This is a genomic window from Hydrogenophilus thiooxidans, assembly GCF_019049855.1.
Classification (GTDB): domain Bacteria; phylum Pseudomonadota; class Gammaproteobacteria; order Burkholderiales; family Rhodocyclaceae; genus Hydrogenophilus; species Hydrogenophilus thiooxidans.
Genome location: NZ_JAHLSY010000002.1, coordinates 174,487 through 199,039, shown reverse-complemented (window position 1 = coordinate 199,039; position 24,553 = coordinate 174,487). Strand labels below are relative to the sequence as shown.

Here is a 24,553-nt window from a genome sequence, read left to right as displayed (position 1 = left end):
AGCAAGACGTGTTCGGCTTGCGGTCATCTGCAAGACTCTTTGCCGTTATCGGTTCGCGCATGGGTCTGCCCAGAATGCGGCGCGATGCACGACCGCGACATAAATGCCGCCAGAAATCTGCTTGGGTTGGCCACCCGAAACGGCCCTACGGCGAGTTCCGCCGGATGTCAAGCCTCGCGGAGAGGAAGACTCTGGCTTCAAGGCTCTTCTCTCTTGGAGCGAAACCGTCCTCAGTGAAGCAGGAAGTCAGCGTTGTTCTTGTTTAAGCAAGAATGAGTAAGTCTGACGGAACGGAGATTGCCCGTGTTAGGAGAGAGGTTGCTTGCGCTTCTATCGAGCCCCTTTCTCTGGCCCTTCGTGGCTGGACTCCCTTTTGCGGTGGTCTTGCCCCTTTTGGGTAACCTCCTTCGCTTGCGCGGGGAATGGTTGGCGGCGCTTGGCGTCGCGTATCTCAGCAGCGCCGCTGCGCTCTTGGGGGCGGGCTTTGGGATCGCGCCCGCCGTTGCAGCGACCACTGGAGCTACGGTGGCGGCAGTGGTCAAACAGCGGGACGGTTTTTCTCGCAACAGTGCGTACGGTGTGATGATCCTAGCGGGTTGGTCGTTGATGATGCTCGTTGCCGCCAATACTGCGCTCGGACACGCGCTTGCTCAGTCGTTGGTCGATGGGCAGATCTATTTCGCCAGCCCTACAGAGGCAGCGGCTGCGCTCGTGATCACCGGCGTTGCGCTTCTGCTGCTTCCCTATTTTACCCGTCGCCGCATGCGTGCCCACTTTTTTCCGGCGTACGACGCCGCAAATGGGTTACCGCGCTGGCGGTGGTACTTGGGTTTTGATTGGGTCGCAGCAGTGACCACGGCTGTGGCGATTACCATTCTCGGCGTCATGGCTGCGTTTGCGCTGCTTTTTCTGCCGGCGCTCACGGTTTTCCCGCTCGCCAAAAGGTGGCGAACCGCCAATGTGGCGGCAGCGCTCTTAGGGGTTGCAAGTTATCTCGTTGCTTTTTTTGTGGCCTTGTCTGCCGATCAGCCCTTCGGTCCCCTTTTTGTCGGGGTGCTGTTATTCGCGTTTGCATCCAGCCGTTTTCTGCGCACAGCAAAAGGGGCTATCTCCCCGGGCGCCAACTGAGCTATACTCGACAACATGAACCGTCGAAATGGCGCGCTCCTTTTTGCCCTATGGTGGTGCCTTGTCGCGTTCTTTCCCCTTCTTTCGTGGGAAGGAAGGGCAGCGCGCACGTCTGCCGACGTGTGTCTCTCGGTCAGTGACGACACCAGCGCTACGAGAGGGGGCGCGCCATTGCACACGTCCAGCGCCGCATCTGACCATCACGACCCCTTTGCGGCGTGCGGTTACTGTCTTCTTGCAACGATCCACCCAGGCATTGCGTCGCCATGGGGCGTGCCCTGGGGGTGGGTTGTCACCGTCGCGGCGCTACCCCGCTCCGTTGCTGCTCTTTTTGTCGATACGTTTGCGCATCGTCTCCCTCCGGTTCGCGCACCGCCTCGCTGATTGGCTATCGATCAGGTTGTTGTGCGGTCATCAAATCATCGGGGGATGCTATGGCTCGTCTCTTCGCCGCATGGCGTCGAATCGTATGGGCGATCTGTGCGGTGGTGCTCGCTGCCTGTTCGGATCAACCGGCGTTTCACGCCCAAGAGATCACCGGGGCCGACTTCGGACGCGATTTCGTGTTGCCAGATACCGAAGGGAGGGTGCGACGCCTTGCCGATTTTCGTGGCGAGGTGGTGGCGCTCTACTTCGGCTTCATTCAGTGTCCGGACGTCTGCCCAACGGCGCTTGCGCGTGCCGTCGAGGTGAAACGCCTTTTGGGCGCGCAGGGGGAGCGCTTTCGCGTGGTGTTCGTGACTGTCGATCCCGAACGCGATACGCCAGAGGTGGTGCGCGCCTATCTGAACGCGTTCGATCCGACCTTTGTCGGTTTGATTCCGCCCGATGCGGCAACGCTCGAAGCCACCGCCAAGGCGTTTCGTGTCTTTTACCGCAAGGTGCCAACGGGCGCAAGCTACACGATGGACCACACGGCAACCACGTTCGTGTATGACCCGAAAGGGAGATTGCGCTTGGCCGTGCCGCATGCGATGGGTGCGAAGGAGTTCGCTGAGGACGTCGCGCGGCTCTTCGCCGAAGCGCCGTGAGTGTCGATTGGGTGGGTGCGCAGCGCGCATACCCAACACGGATTCGGAAAGGATTGATCATGGAAAGAACACTTTTTGCGGTTCGTCGTAACCTGTTGGCTTGGCTGGTGGTTGGCGCAGTGGCCGGGGTTTCGGCAACGGCGCACGCGCACGCGCCGGTGACGATAACCGATCCGTGGGTTCGGGCGACGGTGCCCGGTCAAAAAGCAACCGGCGCGTTCATGCACATCACCGCGCACGAAGCGGTGACGCTGGTGGGCGGCAAGACCCCGGTAGCGCCGGTGGTGGAAATCCACGAAATGAAGATGGTGGGCGACCGTATGCAGATGCGTGCGCTCCCCAACGGGCTCGCGATTGGAGCGGGGCAGACCGTTCATCTCGAACCCGGCGGTTACCACGTGATGTTGATCGATTTGCCGAAAGCGGTCGAGGTGGGGCAGAAGGTTCCCCTGACCTTGACGTTTACCACCGCCAATGGTCAGCGACTGGACGTCGACATCGAGGCGGAAGTCCGCCCGCTGGGAGGGATGGGCCGCCCGATGTCGCACGGAGGGCATGGCCATGGGCCTCAGCGTTGAAGCGCTTCTTGCAGGTTCGGTCGAATCGGTCGCAGCAGCTAAGGTACCGGCGAACGCGCCGCAGCAGGTGCACGCCATGCGCCACTTCGAGCGCGGGGTGCGTCTTTGGGGGGCAAGGAGTTCTGGTCCAACCTGGCGGATCGAACGGGGGATCGTGGCGCTCTTTCAGCCTGACGATCGCGTCACGAGCGCTGCCGAGCGGTTCGTGATGCTCGCCTACGGGGGCGACCTGATCGGCGTGGAAGCGCAACTGTTTGGCACCTACGCGTTCGATGCGGTTGCGCTCACCCGTACGGTGCTCACCTCGTGGAGCGCGTCGCCAGCGATCGCGACGCACTATTTGCGCCACGCCGAACGGGCGCACGAAGGGGCGCTCTTGCGTTCCGGTTCGGCGCTCGCGCGGCTCCAACGGTTGCGCAGGCTGCTCGACCGTGCTGCACCGGGGGCGCCGTGGCCAAGGCTGCGCGACATCGCCGCGATCACTGGGTTGCAGGTGGAGACGGTCTCGCGCCTCCTGTCACGAGAGCGTGGTAGGATTGTCGCTTCGTGTTCGTGACCGGATTTCCCCGACGATGGCAGACGCACCCGAACGGTCAGTGGCATCCGAATCGACATCGGTGACGCCAGCGCCCACGCAAGCCGACGCAACCGAGGCGCGCCATCAGGCGCGGATGGCGCGCAAAAAAGCGGTGGTCGACCAGAAGATCGCCGCCGCGCGCACCCGACGCGGGGTGGTGCTGGTCCATACCGGGCCGGGTAAAGGGAAGTCCACAGCGGCCTTTGGGTTGCTGGCGCGGGCGTTGGGCCATGGGCTCCGCGCCGTCGTCGTGCAGTTCGTGAAGGGGCGAGGCGACACGGGCGAAGAGGCCTTTTTCCGGCGGCAGGCGAACGTCACCTGGGTGGTGAGCGGCGAAGGGTTTACCTGGGAGACGCAGAGTCGAGCGCGCGATGTCGCGGCGGCGGAAGCGGGGTGGCGCGCCGCGGAGTCGGCGCTGGCGGATCCCGCGGTTGGGCTCGTAGTGCTCGACGAGCTCAATATCGTATTGAAGTATCGCTACCTGCCGCTCGAGCGGGTGTTGACGGCGCTCGCCAACCGTCCGGCGATGCAGCACGTGGTGATCACGGGGCGCGGCGCGCCGCCGGAACTACTTGCCGTTGCCGATACGGTGACCGAGATGCGGCTCGTGAAGCATGCGTTTCAGGCAGGCGTTGCCGCGATGCCGGGGGTGGAGTTTTGATCGCGTCGCTGCTTGCTGCTCCGGCGTCGGGGCAGGGGAAGACGGTGGTGACCGCGGCGCTTGCGCGAGCGCACCGCAAACTGGGGCGACGGGTACGGCTCTTCAAGTGCGGTCCCGACTTTCTCGATCCGATGGTGCTCGCGGCGGCGTCGGGGGCGCCGGTCGAGAATGTCGACCTCGCGATGTGTGGCTTGGACGATGCGCGCTGGCGCTTAGCGCGCGCGGCTCGGGAGGCCGACGTCGTGCTCGTCGAAGGGGTGATGGGGCTTTTTGACGGCGCTCCTTCGGCGGCCGAGTTGGCGAAGCGGCTCGGATTGCCGGTGTTGCTGCTCATCGACGCAGGCAAGATGGCGCAGACTTTTGCGGCGATCGCCCACGGCTTGGCGTCGTTCGACCCCGAATTGCGCGTCTGGGGGGTCGTGGCGAATCGAGTGGCGGGGGCGCGTCACGCGGCGCTCCTTGCCGAACGGCTGCCCCCGCGGCTCGCATTCGTTGGCGCGTTGCCCAAGCGCCCCGAGGCGCAGTTGCCGGAACGCCATCTGGGGCTCTTTCAGGCTGCTGAGATCGCCGATCTCGACGCTCGGCTCGACGCATTGGCCGATGCGATCCTCCCCTGGGTTGCCGACGCCCTCTGGCCCGAGGTCGCTCTGCCGGATATCCCCCCTCCGAACTTGCCACCGCTTCTTGCAGGCAAACGCATTGCGGTGGCGCAGGATGCGGCGTTTTCGTTCGTCTATCCCGCAAACCGCGAATGTCTCGAAGCGCTGGGGGCAACCCTCATCCCCTTTTCCCCCATTGCCGATGAGGCCGTGCCGTCCTCTGCCGACGCCCTCTGGCTTCCCGGAGGGTACCCCGAGCGTTTCGCGGTGGAACTGGCCGCAGCCGAGCGGTTTCGCGCAAGCCTTCGCGCCGCCCATGCCGCTGGGGTTCCGATCCTTGCCGAATGTGGCGGGATGATGGCGGTGGCGACCACGCTCGAAACGCTCGATGGGCAGCGATATCCGATGGCAGGGTTGCTGGCGGGGCATGTCGTGATGCAGTCGCGCCTTGCGGCATTGGGCGGGCAGCGGCTGGTGCTGCCGAATGGGACCCTGACGGGCCACACCTTCCACTATTCGCGCTGGAAAACGCCACCGCAGCCGCCGTGGCGCTGGGCGGAATATTACCCGTCACGGGAGAACGGCGCGCACGGCGAAGCGATCTACCGGGTGGGGTCGCTCACAGCGAGCTACGTCCACTGGTATTTTCCTTCCGCACCTGCCGTGGTCGCTGCTTGGTTGGGTGGCAAGCCGGAGTAAGCGGTGCGCTTGCCGGTCGATCGCATCCTCGATTCCCCTCATGCCGACGCCCGTCCGCCTGACGCCGTGGTGACGCTTGCGGTGATCCACGCGATTAGCCTGCCACCGGGGCATTTTGCCGGGGACGCGATCGAGCGCTTTTTCCTTGGCTGGCTCGACCCAGAGGAGCACCCCTTTTTTCGCACGATTGCCGGGCTTCGCGTCTCGGCGCACTACCTGATTCGACGCGATGGCACGACCATTGCGTTCGTCCCGCCCGAACGACGGGCGTGGCACGCGGGGGTCTCCTGCTGGCGCGGGCGCGATCGGTGTAACGACTTCTCGATTGGGATTGAGCTCGAAGGCGACGACAGCACGCCGTTTGCGCGGGCGCAGTACGATCGCCTCGCCACGTTATTGACCGCGCTTCGTTCCCGTTTTCCGCAGATGGTCGATCTGGCCGGCCATAGCGATATCGCTCCCGGTCGGAAAACCGATCCCGGACCGCTTTTCTCATGGGGGGCGCTTGCAACGCGCTTGTCCCCAACGGGTCTCTCTTGGCGCTTTCCCCCCACGTGATCGCAGCGCTGTCGCAGATCCGCCACAGCGTGGTCCGTTTTTTTGCTTGATTTTCGTAATTTTTCTTGCTACGTCAAGCGCTTGACGCTATCCTAGCGATTGCCCCAAAGAGAGACTACTGCCGCTAGGAGTGTGCCGAAGCGGTAAAGCTACCTTTCGCCCGATGGGAATCGGGTCATCGATAATAAGGAGTCCCACGATGAAATGGGTGCACTGGTTTGGTCAGGGAGCGGTCCTGACCTTTTTTGCCGGGTTGCTCTATGTGGCCCACCACGATCCGCGTCCGCTACTTACTTGGTCGATCGAGCCGGTGAATGCGGCCAATATGCCTGCGCCACAGCCCACTTATGCGGGCTACCAAGGCGAGGACCGCCTCGTGACGCATGCAGCTGCGGCTCAAGCAGAAAAGCGTCACACCGTTGCGGATCCCAACCGCACAAAGCCCGATGCCCAACCTTCGTTATCGATCTATTCGCTCACGGAGAGTACGCCGGAACTCCGAAAATTGCGCCGCTTCGTCGCCAAGCGCTACGAGACGCCAGAGCAGCAGTTGGTGCGCTGGTTCAAGGCGATCGAGACCGAAGCGCGCCGGTATGGCTTCGATCCGCTGCTGATCGTCGCGATGATCGCGGTCGAATCGGGGTTTGACCCGAACGCAAAAAGTGAGCAAGGGGCGCTGGGGCTGATGCAGGTGATTCCGAAATGGCACCTCGACAAGATCGATGCCCGCGTGGCCGGCGAGCCGCAGGCGGACCACCTCTTCGACCCCGAGGTCAATATCGCCGTTGGGATCGAAGTGTTGGCCGAAGGGGTGCAACGCTACGGCACGCTGGAAATGGCGTTGCAGTACTACCACGGCAGTTTGAAAGATCCGAAACAGCGCTACAGCAAGACGGTGCTGTCGCTCTACCGGCAGTTACAACGCCTGGTTGGTGTTGACCGAGCACCCGCAATCGGGTTGGTCGATTTCAACCGCCGCTGACGTTCGGCGAAACACCACGACGTGGCGGGTGTCGAGCCGTACGCCGATTGCGCTCTCGAGCGGCAAAGGGTCGTGGCTGGGGTGGTCCATGAGAACGGTGGCGCCGCTTGCAAGCCGCAACGTGTAGCGAATGATCGAACCGCGAAAGACCGCATGGATCGGGCGCGCGATCACCGGACTGGCTTCGTCGTGTACGAGATCATCTGGCCGCAGCAGCACGTCGACCGCATCTCCCGGAGAAAGGGCGGGTTCGTCCTGACAGGGTAACGTCCCCAATTCGGTGCGCACTTGGTTGGGCGCTTCGAAAGTTCCTGGTAGAAATGCCCCCTCTCCGATGAATTCAGCAACGAAGCGGTTGTGCGGTTGATGGTAGAGCCCATACGGGGTATCCCATTGGGCAAGCTGGCCGTTTGCCACCACGCCCAAACGGTCGGCGATTGCAAATGCCTCGAATGGGTCGTGGGTGACAAGTAGCGCCGTGACCGCTTCGTGTTTGAGGATGCGGCGCACCTCCATCGCCAAGCGTTCGCGCAGCATCGAATCGAGGTTGGAGAACGGCTCATCCAAAAGCAGTAGCCGAGGCCGAGGCGCAAGCGCCCGGGCCAGCGCAACGCGTTGCTGCTGCCCCCCGGAGAGTTCATGCGGATACTTGTGTGCAGCGTCGTCGAGATCGATCAAGCGCAGGAGCGCGGTAACGCGCGCGGTGCGTTCCGTGGCGTGCCACGACCGTAACCCGAACGCGATGTTTTCGGCTACCGTCAAGTGGGGAAAAAGGGCATGGTCTTGAAATACCATGCCCACTTGGCGGCGATGGGGTTCGAGCGCGCGACGGGCATCGGCAACGGGCGTGCCGCCGATCGTGATCGTTCCGGCGTCTGGCGTCTCGAAACCGGCGATCAGACGCAGCACCGTTGTCTTGCCGCTGCCGCTCGGCCCCAGCAGGCAGCCGATCATGCCTGCATCGAGCGTCAGCGAAAAATCGCGCAAAACCGTATGGGTGCCAAAGCGCTTCGTGACCTGCTCCAGTGTCAGCATGGTGTTTCCGGGGTGTGTGCCGAGGTGGGATGGGTGATCTTTTTGGCAAGAAACCACGCGGGAAGGGCGCCTGCCAACGTCACCGCCAATGCTGGGAGTGCCGCCTCTTCCCAACGCCCGTCGTTGGTCAATTCGAAAATGCGGGTGGCGAGCGTCTCCCAGCCGAAGGGGCGGGTCATCAGGGTGATCGGCAACTCTTTCAAGATATCGATGAAGACGAGCGCAGCTGCGGCAAAGAGTGCCGGGCGCAGCAACGGAAGGTGGATACGGCGCAGAATGCCGTATTGGGTTTCACCCAAACTTTGCGCGGCTTCGTCCATCCGTGGCGTGACCCGTGCCAGAGCTGCCTGGATTGGGCCGAACGCGACCACCAAAAAGCGGATCGCATACGCGATGAGCATCGCCACGACCGTCCCCCCCAGAAGGGGCGCCCAGTGGGCATCGAACCACCGTCCCAGTGCGATCCACACGTGATCGACTGCGCTCGTGACCGCAACGACCCCTACCGCCAGAACTGCACCCGGCAAGGCGTAACCGACGGTCGCGATGCGGACTGCGGTGTGCATGATTGGGCGCCCGTCAAGCCGTTGCGCGTAGGCAAGAAGTAGCGCCAGCGTCACGGTGACGCCCGCGCCACTGCTGCCCAGTATGAGGGAATTGGCGAAAAAGTGCCAGTAGCGGCTCGTCAAAGCGTCCCGCCCCAGTGTCCACGCCCAAACGCAGAGTTGCGCAACGGGCAAGAGAAGCGCGACGGCCAGCACCGCCGTGCAAAGCAGCGTTGCGCCCCAGGCAGGGAACGAGGTAAGCCGTGTCGGAGTGAGTGGCTGACTGCGGCCCGTCGTGGTGAAACGGGCCCGTTTGCGGGCCCACTGTTCGAAAAAAAGCGCCAGAACCGCCAAGAATGCAAGGAGCGCGGCGATCTGCATCGCTGTGGATAGGGAAAAGAGCGCGTACCACGCCTTGTAGATGCCGACACTCAACGTTTCGACGCCGAAAAGCGCCACCACCCCGAAATCGGCAAGCACTTCGAACGCAACGAGCGCACATCCCGCGACGATCGCCGGGCGAGCGAGCGGCACCGCCACGCGCCAGAAGGCTTGTCGTCGGGTGAGCCCCAACGCCTGACCCACCTCCAACGCCCGAGCGCTGGTGGTCACGAAAGCGACGCGCGCTGCCAAATAGATGTACGGATAGAGCGCGAACGCCAAGACCCAGGCCGCGCCCCACAAGGATCGAACTTGAGGCAAAGGGATCTCCCAGCGCCGCAGGAAAAGGGCAACACTGCCGGTGACGTCGAACCAGGCAAGATAGACGAACCCAAGCACGTACGCCGGCATGGCCAGTGGCAGCAGCAACACCCAGCGAAAGAGCGTCACACCGGGAAAGCGGTACGCCGTGGTGAGCCACGCAAGCCCCACTCCCAACGTGAACGCCAAAAGCAGGACGACGAGCAGCAACTGCGCCGTCTCAAGGAGTTGTGTCGGCAAGAGATAGGCGGTGAGGTGGTGCCACACGTCAGAGTCGATCGCGCGAAATGACGCGACGATCGCAATGAGCGGTGCAGCGGCAAGAGCAACGAGCCCCGCCACCACGACGTGCCAAAAAGCGAAACGGGGCACACCTGCGGGTGTGCCCGTCACGGTAAAGCGTTTCAACGTGTGCAAACCACCGATTAGCGCCAGCCAGCGCGATCCATCAATTGTACCGCTGCACGCTGCCATTCACCCGCTTTGCTGAGCGGCGTCTGGCTCGCTTGGAAGGTTCCCCAGCGGGCGACGACGGGGCTTACCGGTGTCCCCTCGACCACGGGGTATTCGTGATTCAGCTCGGCAAAGAGTTTTTGCGCTTCGGGGGTGACCAGCCACTCGATGAACCGTTTCGCCAATTCCGGGTGCTTGGCGTGTTTCGTGACGCCGACCCCTGAGACATTGACATGGACGCCGCGCTCCTGTTGATTCGTCCATACCGGCACCACAGGGAACTGCGGCGTTTCGGCAACCAGGCGCCCAAGGTAGTAGGTGTTGGCAATCCCGACGTCACAGACCCCTTCTGCGATCGCTTTCAGGACGGCCGTGTCGTTGGGGAAGGGGAGCGTGGCAAGGTTCGCGACCCACCCTTTGACGATCGCTTCGGTCTTGGCTTCACCCAGGTCGGCGATCATTGTCGCGACCAGCGACTGGTTATAGACGTTTTTCGACGTGCGCAGACACAAACGCCCTTTCCATTTCGGGTCGGCCAAATCCTCGTAGCGGGTGATTTCCTCGGCACGGACCCGCTCAACGTGGCGCATCACGGGGCGGGCGCGCAGGCTCACGCCGAACCAGTGGTTGTCTGCATCGCGCAAATGCGCGGGAATTTTTTGCGTGACGATGTCGCTTTGGAGCGGTTGCAGTACGCCAGAACTCTTCGCAAGCCACAGGTTGCCCGCGTCTACGGTGATCAAGAGGTCGGCTGGTGTGTTTTCGCCTTCGGCTTTGAGCCGTTCGATCAACGCGCCGTCTTTGTCCGTGGTAAAGCGGACAGCGATGCCAGTGGCTTTGGTGAACGCATCGAACACCGGTTGAATCAACTGTTCGTTGCGTGACGTATAGACGGTGAGCGTCTCGGCCGCATGGGTTGCCGAAACGGGCGCAGCGATCAGGGTTGCGGTGAGCGCAGTCAGAAACGTACGACGGTGCATGGTCATCGACTCCGAGTAATGGACAACGAAGATTATGATAAATCAAACGAGAATTGTTTGCAATAGCTTTACGACATATGGGTACCTATGCGGCTGTTCTGGCAAAAAAGCTGTTTTCCGCTACCCGGCAGTAAGGAGGCGGCACAACCGCGCGCACGCCTCTGCGATGCGCTCGGCGTCCGTAGTATAGGCAAAGCGCAGGTAGCGGTTGGCGTCGTGTTCGCCGAAGTCACGCCCGGGTGTGACCGCCACGAATGCCGTTTCCAGAAACCGGTGGGCCCAGGTGTCGGCGTCGCCACCAAGCGGCGTGATATCGACATAGGCGTAGAACGCCCCTTGCGGACGCGCCGGCGGGGTGAGGTGGAGCGCAGCCAACCCCTCGAGGAGCGTTTCGCGGCGCTCAGCAAACGCCTGGCGCCGTGCCTCCAAAATTGCCAGCGTCTCCGGCGAGAAGGCAGCGAGTGCGGCGTGTTGCGCCACGGTAGAAGGCGCGATGTAGAGGTGCTGGGCAAGTTTTTCCGCTTCGCGCGCGATCTCGGCGTCGGGGCACAGCAACCAACCGAGACGCCAACCGGTCATCCCGAAATATTTCGAAAAGCCCATGAGGATCACGTCGTGCCCGGCGCGTTCCAGGGCGTGCGCGCGGCGCAGCAGTTCCATGACATGAAAAGGGGCGATTTCCGCAACCCGTGGGGCGAGCGTCCAGGAGGGCATCGTTTCCTACTCACGTTGTCAGACAAGCGGCAATGTTTTATCATGTTCGTCATCCATTGCCTAGAGGATACGCGAACATGCCAGCGGGGCGAGTAGTGCAGCGGCTCATCGTGGGGTTTGCTTTGATAGGGATCGGGTTTTCGTTCGCCTACGCTACGGCTCCGGGTCCTGGGTTGCGGTCGGAAGCCTATCTGGCAGTCGACGCCCAGTCGCTTGCGGTGCTGGCGCAGCACGGGGATCCAGAAGTGCCGCGGCCAATCGCGTCGATCACCAAACTTTTGACGGCGCTCGTGGTGCTCGAAGCCAAGCAACCATTGCAGGAGCTGATTACCATTACCGCGGAAGATTACGACCGGATCAAAGGGACCCGCTCCCCCCTGGTTGCTGGAACCACGCTGACCCGCGGTGACGCGCTCAAGCTTGCGCTGATGGCTTCCGACAACCGCGCGGCGATGGCGCTTGCGCGCCATTATCCTGGCGGACGCGCGGCGTTCGTGCGCGCGATGAACGTCAAAGCCAAGATGCTTGGGATGCGCCACAGCCACTTCGTCGATCCGGCGGGGTTATCCCCAGAGAATGTTGCCTCTATGAACGATCTGGTGCGCCTGGTGCGCGCCGCCTACCAGGACCCGGTCATTCGCGACTATTCGACGGAGAATGAGGAGTTGGTGCGCACCCACAGTGGTACGGTCCGTTTCCGGTCTACCAATGCGTTGGTCCGTAACGACGCGATGCCCATTGCCTTGCAAAAGACGGGCTATACGCGTGAAGCGGGTCGTTGTCTGGTGTTGGTGACCCCGGTGAAGGGGCGACCAACCATATTCGTCCTGCTCAACAGTCAGGGGAAGTACACGCGGGTTGCCGACGCCAAGCGGTTGCGCCACTGGTTGGAAACGGGCAAACCGTTGCCTGCCCGGGCGCAACGGGGCAACCCCCGCGCCGGGTAGATCGCGGGGCGCGCGCAAGGGGGCAACCGCTTATTGCCGGTACCCGAGCGCGCGCGAAATCGCTTGAGCGGTGGCTTGGACGAGCGGCGCTTTGCTGCGGTCGAACCGTTCCGCAGGGGTCGAGAGCGAAATGCCAGCAACGAGTGCCCCGGTTTCGTCGCGGATCGGCGCGGCGATGCAGCGCACCCCCAGTTCCTGTTCTTCCATATCGTACGCAACCCCTTCCTGCGCAAGTTCCGCCAGTTCCGCTTCGAGCGCTTCCCGCGTGGTCAAGGAGTGGGGGGTTTGCGGCGCCAGACCCGTACGGGCACAATAGGCGGCGCGCTCAGAGGGCGACATCTCGGCCAGAAACCACTTGCCGGTGGCGGTCGTGTGCAAGGGCGCGCGCGAGCCGACGATATGGACCACGCGCACGGACGAGCGGCCGCCCGAGGTGCGCTCGATATAGACGATCTCGTCGCCATCGCGCACCCCCAGATTGACGCTCTCGCCCGTTGCGTCATGAAGCTTTTGAAGGTAGGGAAGCGCGACGTCTCGGACGGTGAGCCGCTCTTTCACCTTCGCGCCGAGTTCCAGGAGGCGCAGACCCAGTTGATAGTGACCGCCGTCGAGCCGTTCGATGAGGCCGCTGGGAACAACCGCGTTGAGGATGCGATGCACGGTGGACGGGGGAAGCTCCGCCTGCGCGGCCAGGTCCCGGAGCGCGACGGGGGCGTTGTGTTTGGAGAGAAGATCAAGAAGGCGCACCAGGCGGTCGATGACTTGGATTCCGGCGGGCTTCTCGTAGGGGGCGTTCATCTTTTTTGGGCTGATCACGATCCCGTCATTGTACCGTACTTTCCATCATATGGAATAACGCTTCCCTTGACGGTAGGATTCGAACTGTTTAGAGTGCACGAAACAGCGAAAGGTGTCCTGCACATGAATCTACAGCAGTTGCGTTATGTGGTCGAGGTGATTCGCCACGGCATGAGCGTTTCCGACGCCGCCGAATCGATGTTTACCTCGCAGCCTGGCGTTTCGAAACAGATTCGGGCGCTCGAGGAGGAGCTGGGTGTCGAGATTTTCGTGCGCCACGGCAAGCGCCTCACCGGATTGACGGAGCCGGGCAAACAGGTGGTTGCGCTCTGTGAGCGGATTCTGCGCGACGTCCATAGCCTCTATACCGTTGCGGAAGAGTTCGCGAAAAGCGACGACGGCGTGTTGGCGATCGCCACCACCCATACCCAAGCGCGCTATGTGCTACCGCCGGTGATCGACCGCTTTCGTCGCCTCTACCCGAAAGTGCGCTTTTCGCTCCATCAGGGGAGCCCCCGGTACGCGTGCGAAATGGTTTTGGCGGGCGACGCTGACTTGGTGATCGCAACCGAAGCGATCAGCGAATACCCCGAATTGGTCGAACTGCCGTGCTACCAGTGGACCCATTCGCTGGTGGTTCCGAAAGACCATCCGTTGGCAACCGTTGAGCCGCTCTCGCTCGAAGCGATCGCCCAATACCCGCTCATTACCTACGACGGGGCGTTTACCGGGCGCGACCACATCAACAAAGCCTTTTTGGGGCGGGCGTTGAAACCGACGGTGGCGCTTACCGCGATCGACTCCGACGTGATCAAAACCTATGTGCGCTTGGGACTCGGCGTCGGGATCATCGCCAAGATGGCGTTCGATCCCGCGGTCGATAGCGATCTGGTGCAGCGTGATCTCGGCCATTTGATCGAATCGAACGTCACCCGCATCGGGATTCTGCGCAACGCCTACCTGCGCGGCTTCGTCTATGCGTTCATCGAAACGCTTGCGCCCCATTTGAAGCGCGACGTGGTGGCGCGGGTGGTACGCGGTGAGGGGAGTCTTTACGAATTGTGACCGCGAAGCGGCATGTGGCCAAGGGGCTGCGCGCCGCGCCCGGCAGCGATGTGGGGGCACGCGCCGATCGCGCGGTGCAGGTAGCGGTGCGCCGCAGCAAAACGGGTTTGGGCGGCTTCGGCGGTGAGGGTTGGCGCGGCGTTCGGCGCGGCAGGAGAATCCCCTCTCAAAGCGTTCTGCCCAATGTACCAAAAACCGAGTTCCACAGTAATCGCCGCAGCAAGCGTACAACCGGTGCCGTGCAGCGCGCCATAGGGTTGGCGGGGCGCGCGGAATTCGAGCATCGTTTCGCCGTCAAACGCTAGGTCGATCAGCTCGTCGCCGGGAAGATGCCCCCCTTTGAGAAAGACCCAGCGCCCAGGGGTGGCAGGAAGGAGCGCGCGCACCCGTTCGGCAGTCCGGCGCATCGCCGCGCGTGTCGTCGCTTCGGGTAAGCCGGTGAGCGCCGCAGCTTCCGGAAGGTTCGGGGTCACCACCGTCGCAATCGGAAAGAGCGCTTCGACCAGAAGCGAGACCGCGTCGGCATCGAGCAGCCGGTCGCCACTGGTGGCGATCATCACCGGGTCGACAACGACGGGCGGTTGTGCGGCTGGGTCGGGAAACCAGCGGCGCAGCGCCGCCGTGACCGTTTCGATTACCGCGCGGTTGCCGAGCATCCCGGTTTTGATCGCGGCAACGGGGAGGTCGGCAAAGAGGGTGTCGAGCTGCGCGGTGAGAAACGGTGGGGGTGGGGTGTGGATCGCGGTGACTCCTTGGGTGTTTTGCGCCGTAAGCGCGGTGACCACGCCGCAGCCGAACGCGCCCAGCGCTGTGAAGGTCTTGATGTCGGCCAAAAGCCCCGCGCCGCCCGACGGGTCGACACCGGCGATCGCAACGCAGTTGGGGGTAGGGGCGGGGCGGGGGTCGGTGATCGTCGGCATGGTGATCCGGTTAGTCGTTCGCCTGCTTCTGTGTGGCGGAAAAGGGCAGTAGCGGAATTCCGACCCGTTCGATGTGCGCGTCCAACGCGGTGTTCGCCAGACGCGCGCGGTTTACGAGATCGATCGACCACGGCAAATCGAGCCCATCGAGCGCGGTGAGCATTCGGGTCAAATCGTACGCTTGCCACGCGGGGGCCCAGACCGCGAGGTCGATATCGGAGCCTTCCTGCCACGTGCCCTTGGCGCGTGAGCCAAAGAGCCACGCCTGTTCGATTCTGGGGTCGGAGGCAAGGCAGGTAAGCAGCCGTTGCCAGTGGGGCGCGGGAATGCCGCTCAACGCGACCAGTGTCGCCAACGGGGGGGCAGCAAGGGGGGCGGATCGCTCATGCGGCGGGTTGGGAAAGGGGAGCATCGCGGTTAGGTTGCCTGGATTCGTGTGGCCAAATCGCCAGCCAGCGTGCGAAAAAGCGGAAGGTAGCGGGTAACAATTGTCTGCGCGATCGCTTCCGCGGTCGCTTCGTCGTAGAGATGCGCGGTACGGTTCCGGTCGGTGATCATCGCCAACCAGGTCTCGCCGTCGTGGATGAGGCCGCGGCGAAACGCCTCGCGAAAGGCGTCGCGCGAGCCGGCAACGTTGGGTTCGCCTTGAAACAGGAGATAATCTTTGAGCACGTTCCAGGCAAGCTCATAGGTGAATTCGAACGACTTGATCAACCCGCTGCGCTCAAGGGGAGAGAGCGGCCGTTTTGCTGCGAGGTCCGCCGCCGCTTCGAGCGCTTCGAGCGCCCGCTGAAAGCTGGCGAAGCGCTGCTGCCAGCGCAGTTCGGGGGGCGTGCTCATAACACCGCGTCTGCTTGCGGGGTAAGCCACGCCCGCAGCTTTTTCAGCGCTGCCGCTTCGATCTGCCGCACCCGTTCCGCAGAAATGCCATATTCTGCGGCAAGCTCCTGCAGGGTTGCCGGCGACTCGGTGAGCCAGCGGCGGGTGACGATCGCGCGGCTGCGTTCATCCAGCTTTGTGAGCGCATGCTCAAGCCCCTCTTGGCTCAACCGTTCCGCTTCGGCTTCGGCAACCGCTTCTTCCGGCGTGCCGCTGGGGTCGGGCAGGTAGGCAAGCGGCGCGCGCCAGTCGCTCTCTTCGTCGCTGTCGGGCATGCCTTCCAGCGCGACGTCGCCGCCGGCAAAGCGCGCGTGCATCTCTGCGACCTCTTCCGGTTTCACCGCGAGGGTTTCTGCGATCGCGTCGGCTTTGGCGCGGGTGAGGGGCTCGCCGCCAAGGAGCTTACGGAGGTTGAAAAAGAGCTTCTTCTGCGCCTTGGTGGTGGCGATTCGCACCAGCCGCCAGTTGCGCAGGATATAGTCGTGAATTTCCGCTTTGATCCAGTAAGCGGCGAAGGTGATGAAGCGCACCCCTTTGTACGGGTCGAAGCGGCGGACCGCTTTGAGGAGCCCCACGTTGCCCTCTTGGATGAGGTCGGCTTCCGGTAGCCCATACCCAAAATATTGCCGCGCGATCATCACGACGTAGCGCAGGTTCGCCAGCACCAGTTTCCGCGCCGCGTCCAGGTCGTTCGTCTCATGAAAGCGACGCGCCAGTTCGTACTCTTCCGCTTCAGAGAGCACGGGAAAACGGTTTACCGCCTGAATGTAGCGTGACAAACTGCTCACGGGGCTTGGGAGCGACCCGTGCCACGCCGTCGGCAACGTAGCTGCGCGCTCTGTGCCCACCGCGACCGGTTGGGGGAGCGTGATGGTAGCTGGGTGCATCGTGAACCCTCCTTCCTCGACCCGATGGTCATTTTAGCACTCATGACGTTCGAGTGCTAAAACGAAGGGAAAGTTCCGTAACAAAACGGATCGAACCCTGTGTGGCGTAAATGCAACAGCTTGGTGCGCTGAGAGTGGAGCAATTTTTTCGTGCCTCTTGCGTTGGGGCGTGATCACGGTCACAATAAGCGGCAAGCATTCGCGCTTGCGGTGCTCAGTTGGCGGGTGCAGTTGCGCCCAGGGTTAACATCTCATGCAGAGGAGAAGCACGATGCAAAAGAAACTGATCGCTCTGGCAGTTGCCGGGCTCGTCGCCGCGCCGGCAATGGCTCAATCGAACGTGACGATTTATGGTCTGGTGGACGTCGGCGTATCGCATCGCAGCGACAACATTGCGCCGGGCGTCGGCTCGAAGTTCTCGGTGGATAGTGGGATTCAGTCGGGCAACCGCCTTGGGTTCAAAGGAACTGAAGATCTCGGTAACGGGCTCAAAGCGGGCTTTGTGTTGGAAACCGGTTTTGGTATCGAACAACCCGAATTTCGCAATGGTAGCCCGCTCTTTGGTCGCCAAGCGTTCGTGACGCTTTCGGGTGGTTTTGGTACGTTGGCAGTGGGCCGCGTCTACACCCCGCAATTTAACCTCCTTTCCTCGGTCGATCCGTTTGGGTTCGGTACGGTTGGTGAGATGAACAACCTCTATCAAACCGACGTGCGCGTGGATAACACCGTTGCGTACATTTCGCCGAGCTTCTCCGGTTTGACGGTGACTGCGGCTTATGTGAATCACCTCGCTGGCGCAGAAACCGCGGGCAACGACAATGATACCCGTGTCTTTGCGTTGAGCCCGGTCTACAAAAACGGCCCGATCCTTCTTGGGCTCAACTACCACAAGATCGATCCTCAGGCCGCGGGGGCAGCCAGTCTGGATGTTTGGGATATCGCGGGTTCGTATGACTTCGGGGTTGCGAAAGTGGCGGCAGCCTACGGCAATCGTGAAGTCAATGCCACCGATGAGCGCAACAGCTGGATGCTTGGCGTGACCGTGCCGGTTTCTGGCGCTGGTCGTGTGCTCGCTTCGTACAACTACACGAAGCGTGATGTGAGCGGCACTTCGGTTGATCCGAAGTCGACTCAGTGGGCGATCGGTTACGAGCATGATCTGTCGAAGCGCACCAACCTCTACGTGGCGTATGCCGACATCAGCAACAAGAAAGGGGCTACCGCGTCGGTGGGTGACAGCTCGAACGGCGGTGCGGGTTACCAAAACGGGTTCAACATCGGGATCCGCCACAAGTTCTGATCGGATCGGCTGAACGATCCCATCATGTGGAAAAGGGCGCGTAAGCGCCCTTTTTTATGAATGCCGCCAATTGAACGCGGCGCTTTCATGCGTGGCTTCTTGGGTCAAATTTCGGGAAAGCGTTCGCGAGGGTCTCGTACGCGGCGCGTTGCGCGTCGTTCGCAGGTTGCGGAAGGACGACGGTGAGTTCCAGGTAGAGGTCGCCTGCTGGGTTTCCGGGAATCCCACGGCCTTTGACGCGCAGCGTCTTGCCGTTTTGCGCGCCCGCGGGCACGCGGACTTTGAGTTCGCTGCCGTCGGGCAGTCGCACGGGGACGACCGCGCCCAGCGCCGCTTCCCACGGCGCGAGCGGCAGTTTGCGGTAGACGTCGCGCCCGGTGACGCGATAGTCGGCGCTGGGACGGAAATGGACTTCGAGCAGCAGGTCGCCGTTTGCGCCGCCGTGGATACCGGGACTTCCTTGGCCCGCCAGCCGGATGATCTGCCCTTCGCGGATGCCTTTGGGAATCTTGATTTCGAGCGTACGCGGTTTGACCACCAAGTGGCCGAGCGCGTCGAACTCGGCAGCGTGCAAGGTCACGGTTTTGGTGCCGCCGCGGTAGGCGTCTTCGAGGTCGATGAGGATCTTTGCGTGGTGGTCTTCGCCGCGAAACCCTTGGGCGCCGCTCTGGGCGCGGCGATGGGTTCGGTGTCCGGCGCCCATGCGGCCGAAGAGTTCGGTGAAAAAGTCGGAGAAGTCGCCCATCTCGGCAGCGTCGAACGGCCCGCCGCGAAATTCGAAGCCAGCGTCCCACCCGGGTGGCGGCCGGAACTCTTGCCCGGCCCGGTAGTGGGCGCCCAGTTGGTCGTACGCGGCGCGTTTTTCCGGGTCGGAAAGGACCGCGTAGGCTTCGTTGATCGCTTTCATCTTTTGTTCGGCGTCCGGCTCTTTCGAGACGTCCGGGTGGTACTGCCGCGCCAGTTTGCGGTACGCTTTTTTGATCTCGTCCTGGGTCGCAGTGCGCGGCACACCCAAGATTTGGTAGTAGTCGCGAAATTCCATCCGCTCAGCCTTTTTCTGCTTGCATTGCCTGTTTTCAATGTAGGCGCGCGCGGATGGGTTTTCAAGTGGCGCGCTGCGGCTGGGAGCGGAGCGGTTGTGGTGGACAAGCCTAAACCGGGCGGCAAGGTGGTGCGGTAGAATCGGGCAACAGCTTGGGGATGTGCTCTATGCTCGGCCGTCGCAAACTTCCCATTGGTATTCAGACCTTTGCGAAGATCCGCAACGAAGGTTACTACTACGTGGATAAAACTCCGCTCGTTGCCGCTCTTGCAGAGGGTGGCGGCGCCTATTTTTTGTCTCGTCCACGCCGCTTCGGCAAGTCGCTTTTCCTCGATACCGTGGCCGAAGCTTTTGCCGGAAATCGTCTGCTGTTCGAGGGAGGAGCGCGCGCCGAGCGGCTGGGGGCCGATCCGCAGGCGGCTGCGCGCCCGCGGCTTTATCTTGCCGACCATTGGGATTGGGGAAAACGCCATCCGATCGTTCGGGTTTCGTTTGCCGAGGGGCGATTGGAGCGGCGGGCGCAGCTCGAGGAACACATCCATGCGGTCCTGGAAGAGAACGCGGAGCGGTTAGCAGTGCCGATCTCGGATCGCGCAAGCGACGTCCATATCCGGTTTCAACAGCTGATTTCGCGCGTGGCAGAGCGGTACGGCGAGCGGGTGGTGGTATTGATCGACGAGTACGACAAGCCGATCCTCGACAATCTCACCGAACCGCAGGTGGCGCGGGCGATGCGCGAGGGGTTGCGAAACTTCTACTCGGTACTGAAGGGGCGTGATGCCGATCTGCGCTTCGTATTGCTGACCGGCGTTTCGAAGTTCAGCAAGGTTTCGCTCTTTTCCGAGTTGAACCATCTGCGTGACATTACTTTGTCGCGCGCGTTCGCCACGATCTGTGGCTATACGGAGTACGATCTCGATTCCGTTTTTCAGCCCGAGTTCGCCGCAGCGGCAGAAGCGGGTGTGCCATTGGAGCGGGAAACGGTGCGCCGATGGTATAACGGGTACGCGTGGGAGGGCGAGCCGGTATACAACCCGTTCGACATCTTGCTGCTTTTTGCCGAACGTGTCTTCCGGCGCTGGTGGTTCGAGACGGGGACCTCTTCGTATTTGGTCGACTGGCTTCGCTCACGCGGCTACTTTACCCCTGCGCTGGAACAGACCTTCGCCACGGAACAGCTGCTGTCGGCGTTCGATGTCGATCATATCGAACCGGAAGCGATGCTGTGGCAGAGCGGTTACCTGACGATCGAGGCGGCTATCCCTTCCCATAGGGGAGTGGTCTACCGCTTGCGGTTGCCTAACCAAGAGGTGCGCTCTGCGCTCAACGAGGCGTTGCTCACCGTCTGGGCGCCGCCACAGGTCAATGCGCTTGCCAACGCAGCTACCTTTGCTGTGTACGACATTTTGGCCAAGGGTGATGCGACCGCGCTGCGCGATCATTTCGAACGGCTTTTTGCGGCGATACCGCACGATTGGTATCGTAAGAACCCGATCGCGCAGTACGAGGGCTATTTCGCGAGTGTCTGTTACAGCCATTTGGCAAGCCTGGGCGTGACCATCGTTGCCGAGGATGTCACGAACCAGGGTCGGACCGATCTGACGGTGCAGCACGGCGGTACCGTTTGGGTCTTCGAATTCAAGGTGGGGGAAGGGCAAGGGGCACAGGAGGCGCTTGCTCAGCTTCGAGCCCGGGATTACGCCGCGAAGTACCGCAATGCACCCGGCGTGAACCAAGTGGTCGAGGTCGGGGTGGCCTTTTCGCCGCGCACGAAGCGCATTGCCGGTTGGGAGGTGAATCGGATTGCGGTCAATTCGGCGGGGTGATGAGCCGCTGATGTTCGATTTTGAGGCATCGGTCTTGCACGACGGTGATGCCGCGCGCGATCAGGGGTTCTACCGCTGCGTCGTTGCGGATCCCAAGCTGTAGCCAGAAGGTTTGGCACCCTTTGGCGAGCGCTGTGGTGACCACTGGCGGGACCTCTTCGGCTTTGCGAAAGACGTCGATGATGTCGATCGCACCGGGTACGTCAGAGAGCGTCGGGTAGGCGGGGATGCCTTCCCAGGTGGTGAGGCGGGGGTTGATCGGCACAATTTCATAGCCCGCGTCGCGCAGATAACGCGCGACGCGGTAGCTCGCGCGGTCGGGCTTGTCGGAGATGCCGACCACTGCGATGCAGCGCGCGTTTGTAAGGAGCGTTTTGAGCGTTTCGTCGTTTGGGTTGGGGATCATCGTGTGGCTCCGGAAAGGGTCAATCGGCAAAGGTAAGAGCTGCGGTCGTTTCAGTCACCGGCAGCGCGGTGACCGCGGGTATCGCGGCTGGGTTCCAGTGGGCAACGGCCCATGCCACGATGGTTTTCGGGGATGCGTTGCAGAGCGCCTTTGGGGGATTTTGCCGCAAAAAGGTGAGCGCGGCAACGAGCGCAGCGGCAAGCGTTCGGGGGTCGTCGTAGGGGAGCGGTGGCGCGAGGTTCTGTTTCGAGAGTTTCTGGCCGTTCGCTGCAAGCGCGACCAGTACGTGGGCGTACTGGGGAACGGGTAGGTCCAGCGCCCGAGCGAGCGCAATCTGGCGGCAGGTGGAGCCGAGGAGATCGGCGCCGCGGACGACGTGGGTGACGCCGATCTGCGCGTCGTCGACCACGACCGCCAGCTGGTACGCGGCAACCCCATCGGCACGCCAGACGATGAAGTCGCCCAGATCTTCGGGGAGGTTTTCAGTGACGCGCCCTTGGATGCGGTCGCAAAAGGTGATGGTTTCGGTGGTGCGGTAGCGCCACGCCCGGGGTGTGCGCTGAGGGGCAAGGCCGTTGCGGCAGGTGCCGGGGTAGCGGCGACTGCCGTCGATGGCGCGCGGGGCGTCGGCAAGGTCTTTGCGCGTGCAGCCGCACGGGTAGAGGCGACCGTTTTGGCGTAAGGTTTCGAACGCGTCGCGGTAGGCGTCGCGGTGGTGCGACTGGTAGGTGACGGGGCCGTCCCATTCGAGTGCGCACGCTTCGAGTTGGCGAAGGATCGTTTCGGCGGCACCCGGAACGACCCGAGGGGTGTCGAGGTCGTCGATCCGAACGTGCCAATATCCCTGATGCGCGCGCGCGTCGCAGTAGCTCGCGAGCGCCGCGACGAGCGAGCCGAAGTGGAGCGCCCCGGTGGGCGAGGGGGCGAAGCGGCCGTGGTACGCGAAGGGCGGTGGTGCGGGTTCCGTGGTGGGGTTTGGGTCAGCGCTGGCTGCAGGTGCCGCGGTTGGGTTCGCGTTAGCGGCGTTCACCATGGTTTGCCAAAAGGCGTTGGATGCGCACAAGGCCCCGTTCCCGGCGGAGCCGTTTGATGATGCGCGCCAAATGGACGCGGTCGCGCACTTCGATCACGAATTGGATCAGGGTGGTGGCTTCGGGTTGCGCGTCGAGTTGGACATGGACGATGTTGCCGCCTTCCTGTGCGATTGCGGCGCTGATCCGCGCAAGCATTCCGATCTCGTCGCGCGCGACGACGGTGAGCGCCGCGGGGAAGTGACGCGATTCGGGGATGGTGTCGCTCCATGTGACTTCGACCCAGCGCGGTTTGCCGCCGCGGCGCACGATGGGGCATTCGCTGCGGTGGATGTCGAGGCCGTGCCCTTGCCGCAGGATGCCGACGATGTCGTCGCCGGGCACAGGGCGGCAACAGGGGGCAAAGGTGATCGAGGCGTCGGCGCGTTCGCCCACTTTGAGACGGGAGAGTGGTTGCGGTTTGAGGAGGCCGCTACGGCCGCTCTCTTGGTCTTGTGCGGCAACGAGGAGTTCGGCGAGCGCGATCGCGTTGCGGTGTCCCAACCCCACCTCTTGGAGGAGCTGTTTTTTGCTTTTGCCCGAGAGTTGGCGCAAAAGCCGATCCCACGCGAGCGTGGAGATCGCGCCCAACGTGAGACCATAAGGGCGCAGCGCTTGGTCAAGGAGCCGCTCACCTAGGATCACCGCTTGCTCTTGGGTCTCTTGCCGCAGGAAGCGGCGAATCGCGGCGCGGGCGCGTGCCGTGCGGACGAAGTTGAGCCACGCGGGGTTGGGGCTTGGGGTGTTGCTGGTGATGATTTCGACGCGGTCGCCGTTGTTGAGTTCGGTGCGCAGCGGCATCAATTCACCGTTGATGCGACAGGCGATCGCCGCGTGGCCCACTTGGGAGTGGATCGCGTACGCGAAGTCGACCGCAGTGGCGCCGCGTGGCAGCGAAAAGATCTCGCCGCGCGGGGAAAAGACAAAGACTTCGTTGGGGTAGAGGTTGATGCGCACCGCTTCAAGAAAATCACGCGCTTCGCTTTCGGCTTGGAGCTCGAGGAGCGACTGCAACCACGCGTGGGTTTGCCGTTCGGCGTCGCTGGCTGGTTCGGCGCTTTTGTAGCGCCAATGGGCGGCAACCCCTTGTTCGGCGAAGCGGTGTTGCTGGACCGTGCGGATCTGGATTTCGAGCGGCACCCCTTGTGGGCCGATCACCGTGGTGTGGAGCGACTGGTAGCCGTTGGGTTTGGGAAGTGCGATGTAGTCTTTGAGTTTGCCGGGGATCGGTTTGAAGTGGCGGTGGATCGCGCCCAGAGCGAGGTAGCAGCTCGGTTCGTCCGCGGTGACGATGCGCAGGCCGAAAAGGTCGAGGATCTGGTCGAAAGGAAGGTGCTTTTGCCGCATCTTTTGGTAGATCGAGTAGAGGTGTTTTTCGCGGCGGGTGATTTCGGCATCAATGCCCCACTCGGCGAGCGCTGCGGCTACCGCACTGTGGAGTTCGTCGAGCAGTTGCGCGTTGGCGCCGCGTGCGGTTTCGACCGCAGCAGCAAGGACTGCGTGTCGCCACGGGTGTTCGGCGGCGAAGGCTAGGTCCTGGAGTTCGCGAAAGAGGGCATTGAGCCCCAAGCGGTGGGCGATGGGGGCGAAGATTTCGAGCGTTTCGTGGGCGATACGTCGCCGTTTGTGGGGTTTGAGCGCCGAGAGGGTGCGCATGTTGTGGAGGCGGTCGGCGAGTTTGATCAGTATCACCCGCACGTCGCGCGCCATCGCCAGAAACATTTTGCGAAAGTTCTGCGCCTGTGCCTCTTCGACGGTTTGCGATTCCAGCTTTTCGAGTTTGGTGAGCGCATCGACCAGTTCGGCGACCGTGGCGCCGAAGCGGTGCGCGATTTCGTGTTTCTTGACGCCGCAATCTTCGATCACGTCGTGCAAAAGCGCCGCGATGATGCCGTTGTCGTCGATGTGCCACTGCGCTGAGATTTCAGCAACCGCGATCGGATGGGTGACGTAGGGTTCGCCACTTGCGCGCGTCTGACCTTCATGGGCCCACGCGGCGAAATGGACTGCGTCGTCGATTCGGGCGAGCGCTGCGGCGTCAAGGTAGGTAGCGAGCGTTTTGCGCAGCGCGGCGTAAGTGACCGGGATGTTTTGCGGTTGAAAAGGGCTGAGCCGAGAAGTCGGTGCGGCAGCCGCAGCGGGAGGGGGTGCGTCTGCCATCGCGGCTTCCC

At 62.6% G+C, this 24,553-nt stretch carries 27 protein-coding genes; 14 read left to right on the top strand and 13 right to left on the bottom strand.

The window, feature by feature from the left end; genetic code table 11:
* The 10 genes from KUL93_RS11640 to KUL93_RS01865 form a co-directional block, all read left to right on the top strand.
* The coding region (locus tag KUL93_RS11640; RefSeq protein ID WP_217125440.1) for a zinc ribbon domain-containing protein at positions 1–237 on the top strand (237 nt) is incomplete at its 5' end.
* Positions 238–318: 81 nt separating this feature from the next.
* A complete protein-coding gene (locus KUL93_RS01905) occupies positions 319–1,128 on the top strand; it encodes a metal ABC transporter permease (protein ID WP_217125439.1) in 810 nt (269 codons plus the stop codon).
* 15 nt (positions 1,129–1,143) lie between these two features.
* Positions 1,144–1,512 carry a DUF2946 family protein gene (locus KUL93_RS11775; protein WP_217125438.1) on the top strand — a complete coding sequence of 123 codons (369 nt, stop codon included), beginning with the start codon at positions 1,144–1,146 and terminating at the stop codon, positions 1,510–1,512.
* 50 nt (positions 1,513–1,562) lie between these two features.
* On the top strand, positions 1,563–2,159 hold the full coding sequence (locus KUL93_RS01895) for an SCO family protein (protein WP_217125437.1): 597 nt from the start codon (positions 1,563–1,565) through the stop codon (positions 2,157–2,159).
* A 59-nt stretch (positions 2,160–2,218) separates the two neighbouring features.
* Positions 2,219–2,737, top strand: coding sequence for a copper chaperone PCu(A)C (locus KUL93_RS01890; RefSeq protein ID WP_217125436.1), 519 nt, complete (start codon positions 2,219–2,221; stop codon positions 2,735–2,737).
* Positions 2,721–3,293, top strand: coding sequence for a helix-turn-helix domain-containing protein (locus KUL93_RS01885; protein WP_217125435.1), 573 nt, complete (start codon positions 2,721–2,723; stop codon positions 3,291–3,293). The genes KUL93_RS01890 and KUL93_RS01885 overlap by 17 nt, the downstream gene beginning before the upstream one ends.
* A 16-nt stretch (positions 3,294–3,309) precedes the next feature.
* The gene (gene cobO / locus KUL93_RS01880) at positions 3,310–3,975 is read left to right on the top strand and encodes a cob(I)yrinic acid a,c-diamide adenosyltransferase (protein WP_217125434.1); all 666 of its coding nucleotides are present in this window, start codon (positions 3,310–3,312) and stop codon (positions 3,973–3,975) included.
* Positions 3,972–5,273, top strand: coding sequence for a cobyrinic acid a,c-diamide synthase CobB (locus KUL93_RS01875; protein WP_217125433.1), 1,302 nt, complete (start codon positions 3,972–3,974; stop codon positions 5,271–5,273). The genes cobO and KUL93_RS01875 overlap by 4 nt, the downstream gene beginning before the upstream one ends.
* A 3-nt stretch (positions 5,274–5,276) precedes the next feature.
* Positions 5,277–5,831 carry a 1,6-anhydro-N-acetylmuramyl-L-alanine amidase AmpD gene (ampD, locus tag KUL93_RS01870; RefSeq protein WP_217125432.1) on the top strand — a complete coding sequence of 185 codons (555 nt, stop codon included), beginning with the start codon at positions 5,277–5,279 and terminating at the stop codon, positions 5,829–5,831.
* A 199-nt stretch (positions 5,832–6,030) separates the two neighbouring features.
* On the top strand, positions 6,031–6,813 hold the full coding sequence (locus tag KUL93_RS01865; RefSeq protein ID WP_217125431.1) for a lytic transglycosylase domain-containing protein: 783 nt from the start codon (positions 6,031–6,033) through the stop codon (positions 6,811–6,813).
* On the opposite strand, the gene KUL93_RS01860 is transcribed toward KUL93_RS01865, so the two are convergent.
* The 4 genes from KUL93_RS01860 to KUL93_RS01845 all read right to left on the bottom strand — a co-directional run bounded on the left by KUL93_RS01860 (position 6,748) and on the right by KUL93_RS01845 (position 11,242).
* Complete coding sequence (locus KUL93_RS01860; RefSeq protein WP_217125430.1) at positions 6,748–7,848, bottom strand: ABC transporter ATP-binding protein; 1,101 nt, start codon at positions 7,846–7,848, stop codon at positions 6,748–6,750. The two genes, KUL93_RS01865 and KUL93_RS01860, sit on opposite strands and share 66 nt — an antisense overlap.
* On the bottom strand, positions 7,842–9,503 hold the full coding sequence (locus tag KUL93_RS01855) for an ABC transporter permease (RefSeq protein WP_217125429.1): 1,662 nt from the start codon (positions 9,501–9,503) through the stop codon (positions 7,842–7,844). The genes KUL93_RS01860 and KUL93_RS01855 overlap by 7 nt, the downstream gene beginning before the upstream one ends.
* Positions 9,504–9,520: 17 nt before the next feature.
* The gene (locus KUL93_RS01850; protein ID WP_217125428.1) at positions 9,521–10,534 is read right to left on the bottom strand and encodes a Fe(3+) ABC transporter substrate-binding protein; all 1,014 of its coding nucleotides are present in this window, start codon (positions 10,532–10,534) and stop codon (positions 9,521–9,523) included.
* 114 nt (positions 10,535–10,648) lie between these two features.
* The gene (locus tag KUL93_RS01845; protein WP_217125427.1) at positions 10,649–11,242 is read right to left on the bottom strand and encodes an aminotransferase class I/II-fold pyridoxal phosphate-dependent enzyme; all 594 of its coding nucleotides are present in this window, start codon (positions 11,240–11,242) and stop codon (positions 10,649–10,651) included.
* Positions 11,243–11,319: 77 nt separating this feature from the next.
* Between KUL93_RS01845 and KUL93_RS01840 the strand changes: the two genes are divergently transcribed.
* On the top strand, positions 11,320–12,189 hold the full coding sequence (locus KUL93_RS01840; protein ID WP_217125426.1) for a serine hydrolase: 870 nt from the start codon (positions 11,320–11,322) through the stop codon (positions 12,187–12,189).
* A 30-nt stretch (positions 12,190–12,219) separates the two neighbouring features.
* On the opposite strand, the gene KUL93_RS01835 is transcribed toward KUL93_RS01840, so the two are convergent.
* Complete coding sequence (locus tag KUL93_RS01835) at positions 12,220–13,002, bottom strand: IclR family transcriptional regulator (protein ID WP_430408194.1); 783 nt, start codon at positions 13,000–13,002, stop codon at positions 12,220–12,222.
* 108 nt (positions 13,003–13,110) lie between these two features.
* On the opposite strand from KUL93_RS01835, the gene KUL93_RS01830 reads away from it, so the two are divergent.
* Positions 13,111–14,052, top strand: coding sequence for a CysB family HTH-type transcriptional regulator (locus KUL93_RS01830; protein WP_217125424.1), 942 nt, complete (start codon positions 13,111–13,113; stop codon positions 14,050–14,052).
* Here KUL93_RS01830 and thiD read toward each other — a convergent pair.
* The 4 genes from thiD to rpoH are packed head-to-tail and all read right to left on the bottom strand — an operon-like array spanning position 14,040 to position 16,738.
* A complete protein-coding gene (gene thiD / locus KUL93_RS01825) occupies positions 14,040–14,972 on the bottom strand; it encodes a bifunctional hydroxymethylpyrimidine kinase/phosphomethylpyrimidine kinase (RefSeq protein ID WP_217125423.1) in 933 nt (310 codons plus the stop codon). The genes KUL93_RS01830 and thiD overlap by 13 nt on opposite strands.
* A 10-nt stretch (positions 14,973–14,982) precedes the next feature.
* Entirely contained in the window at positions 14,983–15,384 is a 402-nt protein-coding gene (locus KUL93_RS01820; protein ID WP_217125422.1) for a nucleotidyltransferase family protein, read from the bottom strand.
* Between the two features lie 5 nt (positions 15,385–15,389).
* A complete protein-coding gene (locus KUL93_RS01815) occupies positions 15,390–15,812 on the bottom strand; it encodes a nucleotidyltransferase substrate binding protein (protein WP_217125421.1) in 423 nt (140 codons plus the stop codon).
* Positions 15,809–16,738: an RNA polymerase sigma factor RpoH gene (gene rpoH, locus KUL93_RS01810; RefSeq protein ID WP_217125420.1), complete on the bottom strand. Its 930-nt coding sequence runs from the start codon at positions 16,736–16,738 to the stop codon at positions 15,809–15,811. The genes KUL93_RS01815 and rpoH overlap by 4 nt, the downstream gene beginning before the upstream one ends.
* A gap of 271 nt (positions 16,739–17,009) precedes the next feature.
* Here rpoH and KUL93_RS01805 point away from each other — a divergent pair, with 271 nt between their 5' ends.
* Positions 17,010–18,038 (top strand): porin, encoded by a 1,029-nt coding sequence (locus tag KUL93_RS01805; RefSeq protein WP_217125419.1) that lies wholly within the window; start codon positions 17,010–17,012, stop codon positions 18,036–18,038.
* Positions 18,039–18,123: 85 nt separating this feature from the next.
* On the opposite strand, the gene KUL93_RS01800 is transcribed toward KUL93_RS01805, so the two are convergent.
* Positions 18,124–19,080 (bottom strand): DnaJ C-terminal domain-containing protein, encoded by a 957-nt coding sequence (locus KUL93_RS01800; protein ID WP_217125418.1) that lies wholly within the window; start codon positions 19,078–19,080, stop codon positions 18,124–18,126.
* 167 nt (positions 19,081–19,247) lie between these two features.
* Here KUL93_RS01800 and KUL93_RS01795 point away from each other — a divergent pair, with 167 nt between their 5' ends.
* Positions 19,248–20,906 (top strand): ATP-binding protein, encoded by a 1,659-nt coding sequence (locus KUL93_RS01795; protein WP_217125417.1) that lies wholly within the window; start codon positions 19,248–19,250, stop codon positions 20,904–20,906.
* Here the strand turns inward: KUL93_RS01795 and KUL93_RS01790 are convergent.
* Genes KUL93_RS01790 through KUL93_RS01780 form a run of 3 tightly spaced genes read right to left on the bottom strand, consistent with a single transcriptional unit; the run spans position 20,890 to position 24,542 of the window.
* A complete protein-coding gene (locus tag KUL93_RS01790) occupies positions 20,890–21,312 on the bottom strand; it encodes a CoA-binding protein (RefSeq protein ID WP_217125416.1) in 423 nt (140 codons plus the stop codon). The two genes, KUL93_RS01795 and KUL93_RS01790, sit on opposite strands and share 17 nt — an antisense overlap.
* 19 nt (positions 21,313–21,331) lie before the next feature.
* Complete coding sequence (gluQRS, locus tag KUL93_RS01785) at positions 21,332–22,345, bottom strand: tRNA glutamyl-Q(34) synthetase GluQRS (RefSeq protein ID WP_217125415.1); 1,014 nt, start codon at positions 22,343–22,345, stop codon at positions 21,332–21,334.
* Entirely contained in the window at positions 22,329–24,542 is a 2,214-nt protein-coding gene (locus KUL93_RS01780; protein WP_217125414.1) for a RelA/SpoT family protein, read from the bottom strand. Before KUL93_RS01780 ends, gluQRS begins: the two co-directional genes overlap by 17 nt.
* Positions 24,543–24,553 lie beyond the last annotated feature (11 nt).

Coding starts and splice junctions, on each gene's coding strand:
- KUL93_RS11775 (WP_217125438.1), top strand. CDS start 1,144: ATGAACCGTCGAAATGGCGCGCTCCTTTTTGCCCTATGGTGGTGCCTT.
- KUL93_RS01895 (WP_217125437.1), top strand. CDS start 1,563: ATGGCTCGTCTCTTCGCCGCATGGCGTCGAATCGTATGGGCGATCTGT.
- KUL93_RS01890 (WP_217125436.1), top strand. CDS start 2,219: ATGGAAAGAACACTTTTTGCGGTTCGTCGTAACCTGTTGGCTTGGCTG.
- KUL93_RS01885 (WP_217125435.1), top strand. CDS start 2,721: ATGGGCCTCAGCGTTGAAGCGCTTCTTGCAGGTTCGGTCGAATCGGTC.
- cobO (WP_217125434.1), top strand. CDS start 3,310: ATGGCAGACGCACCCGAACGGTCAGTGGCATCCGAATCGACATCGGTG.
- KUL93_RS01865 (WP_217125431.1), top strand. CDS start 6,031: ATGAAATGGGTGCACTGGTTTGGTCAGGGAGCGGTCCTGACCTTTTTT.
- KUL93_RS01860 (WP_217125430.1), bottom strand. CDS start 7,848: ATGCTGACACTGGAGCAGGTCACGAAGCGCTTTGGCACCCATACGGTT.
- KUL93_RS01850 (WP_217125428.1), bottom strand. CDS start 10,534: ATGACCATGCACCGTCGTACGTTTCTGACTGCGCTCACCGCAACCCTG.
- KUL93_RS01845 (WP_217125427.1), bottom strand. CDS start 11,242: ATGCCCTCCTGGACGCTCGCCCCACGGGTTGCGGAAATCGCCCCTTTT.
- KUL93_RS01840 (WP_217125426.1), top strand. CDS start 11,320: ATGCCAGCGGGGCGAGTAGTGCAGCGGCTCATCGTGGGGTTTGCTTTG.
- KUL93_RS01830 (WP_217125424.1), top strand. CDS start 13,111: ATGAATCTACAGCAGTTGCGTTATGTGGTCGAGGTGATTCGCCACGGC.
- thiD (WP_217125423.1), bottom strand. CDS start 14,972: ATGCCGACGATCACCGACCCCCGCCCCGCCCCTACCCCCAACTGCGTT.
- KUL93_RS01820 (WP_217125422.1), bottom strand. CDS start 15,384: ATGCTCCCCTTTCCCAACCCGCCGCATGAGCGATCCGCCCCCCTTGCT.
- KUL93_RS01815 (WP_217125421.1), bottom strand. CDS start 15,812: ATGAGCACGCCCCCCGAACTGCGCTGGCAGCAGCGCTTCGCCAGCTTT.
- rpoH (WP_217125420.1), bottom strand. CDS start 16,738: ATGCACCCAGCTACCATCACGCTCCCCCAACCGGTCGCGGTGGGCACA.
- KUL93_RS01805 (WP_217125419.1), top strand. CDS start 17,010: ATGCAAAAGAAACTGATCGCTCTGGCAGTTGCCGGGCTCGTCGCCGCG.
- KUL93_RS01800 (WP_217125418.1), bottom strand. CDS start 19,080: ATGGAATTTCGCGACTACTACCAAATCTTGGGTGTGCCGCGCACTGCG.
- KUL93_RS01795 (WP_217125417.1), top strand. CDS start 19,248: ATGCTCGGCCGTCGCAAACTTCCCATTGGTATTCAGACCTTTGCGAAG.
- KUL93_RS01790 (WP_217125416.1), bottom strand. CDS start 21,312: ATGATCCCCAACCCAAACGACGAAACGCTCAAAACGCTCCTTACAAAC.
- gluQRS (WP_217125415.1), bottom strand. CDS start 22,345: ATGGTGAACGCCGCTAACGCGAACCCAACCGCGGCACCTGCAGCCAGC.
- KUL93_RS01780 (WP_217125414.1), bottom strand. CDS start 24,542: ATGGCAGACGCACCCCCTCCCGCTGCGGCTGCCGCACCGACTTCTCGG.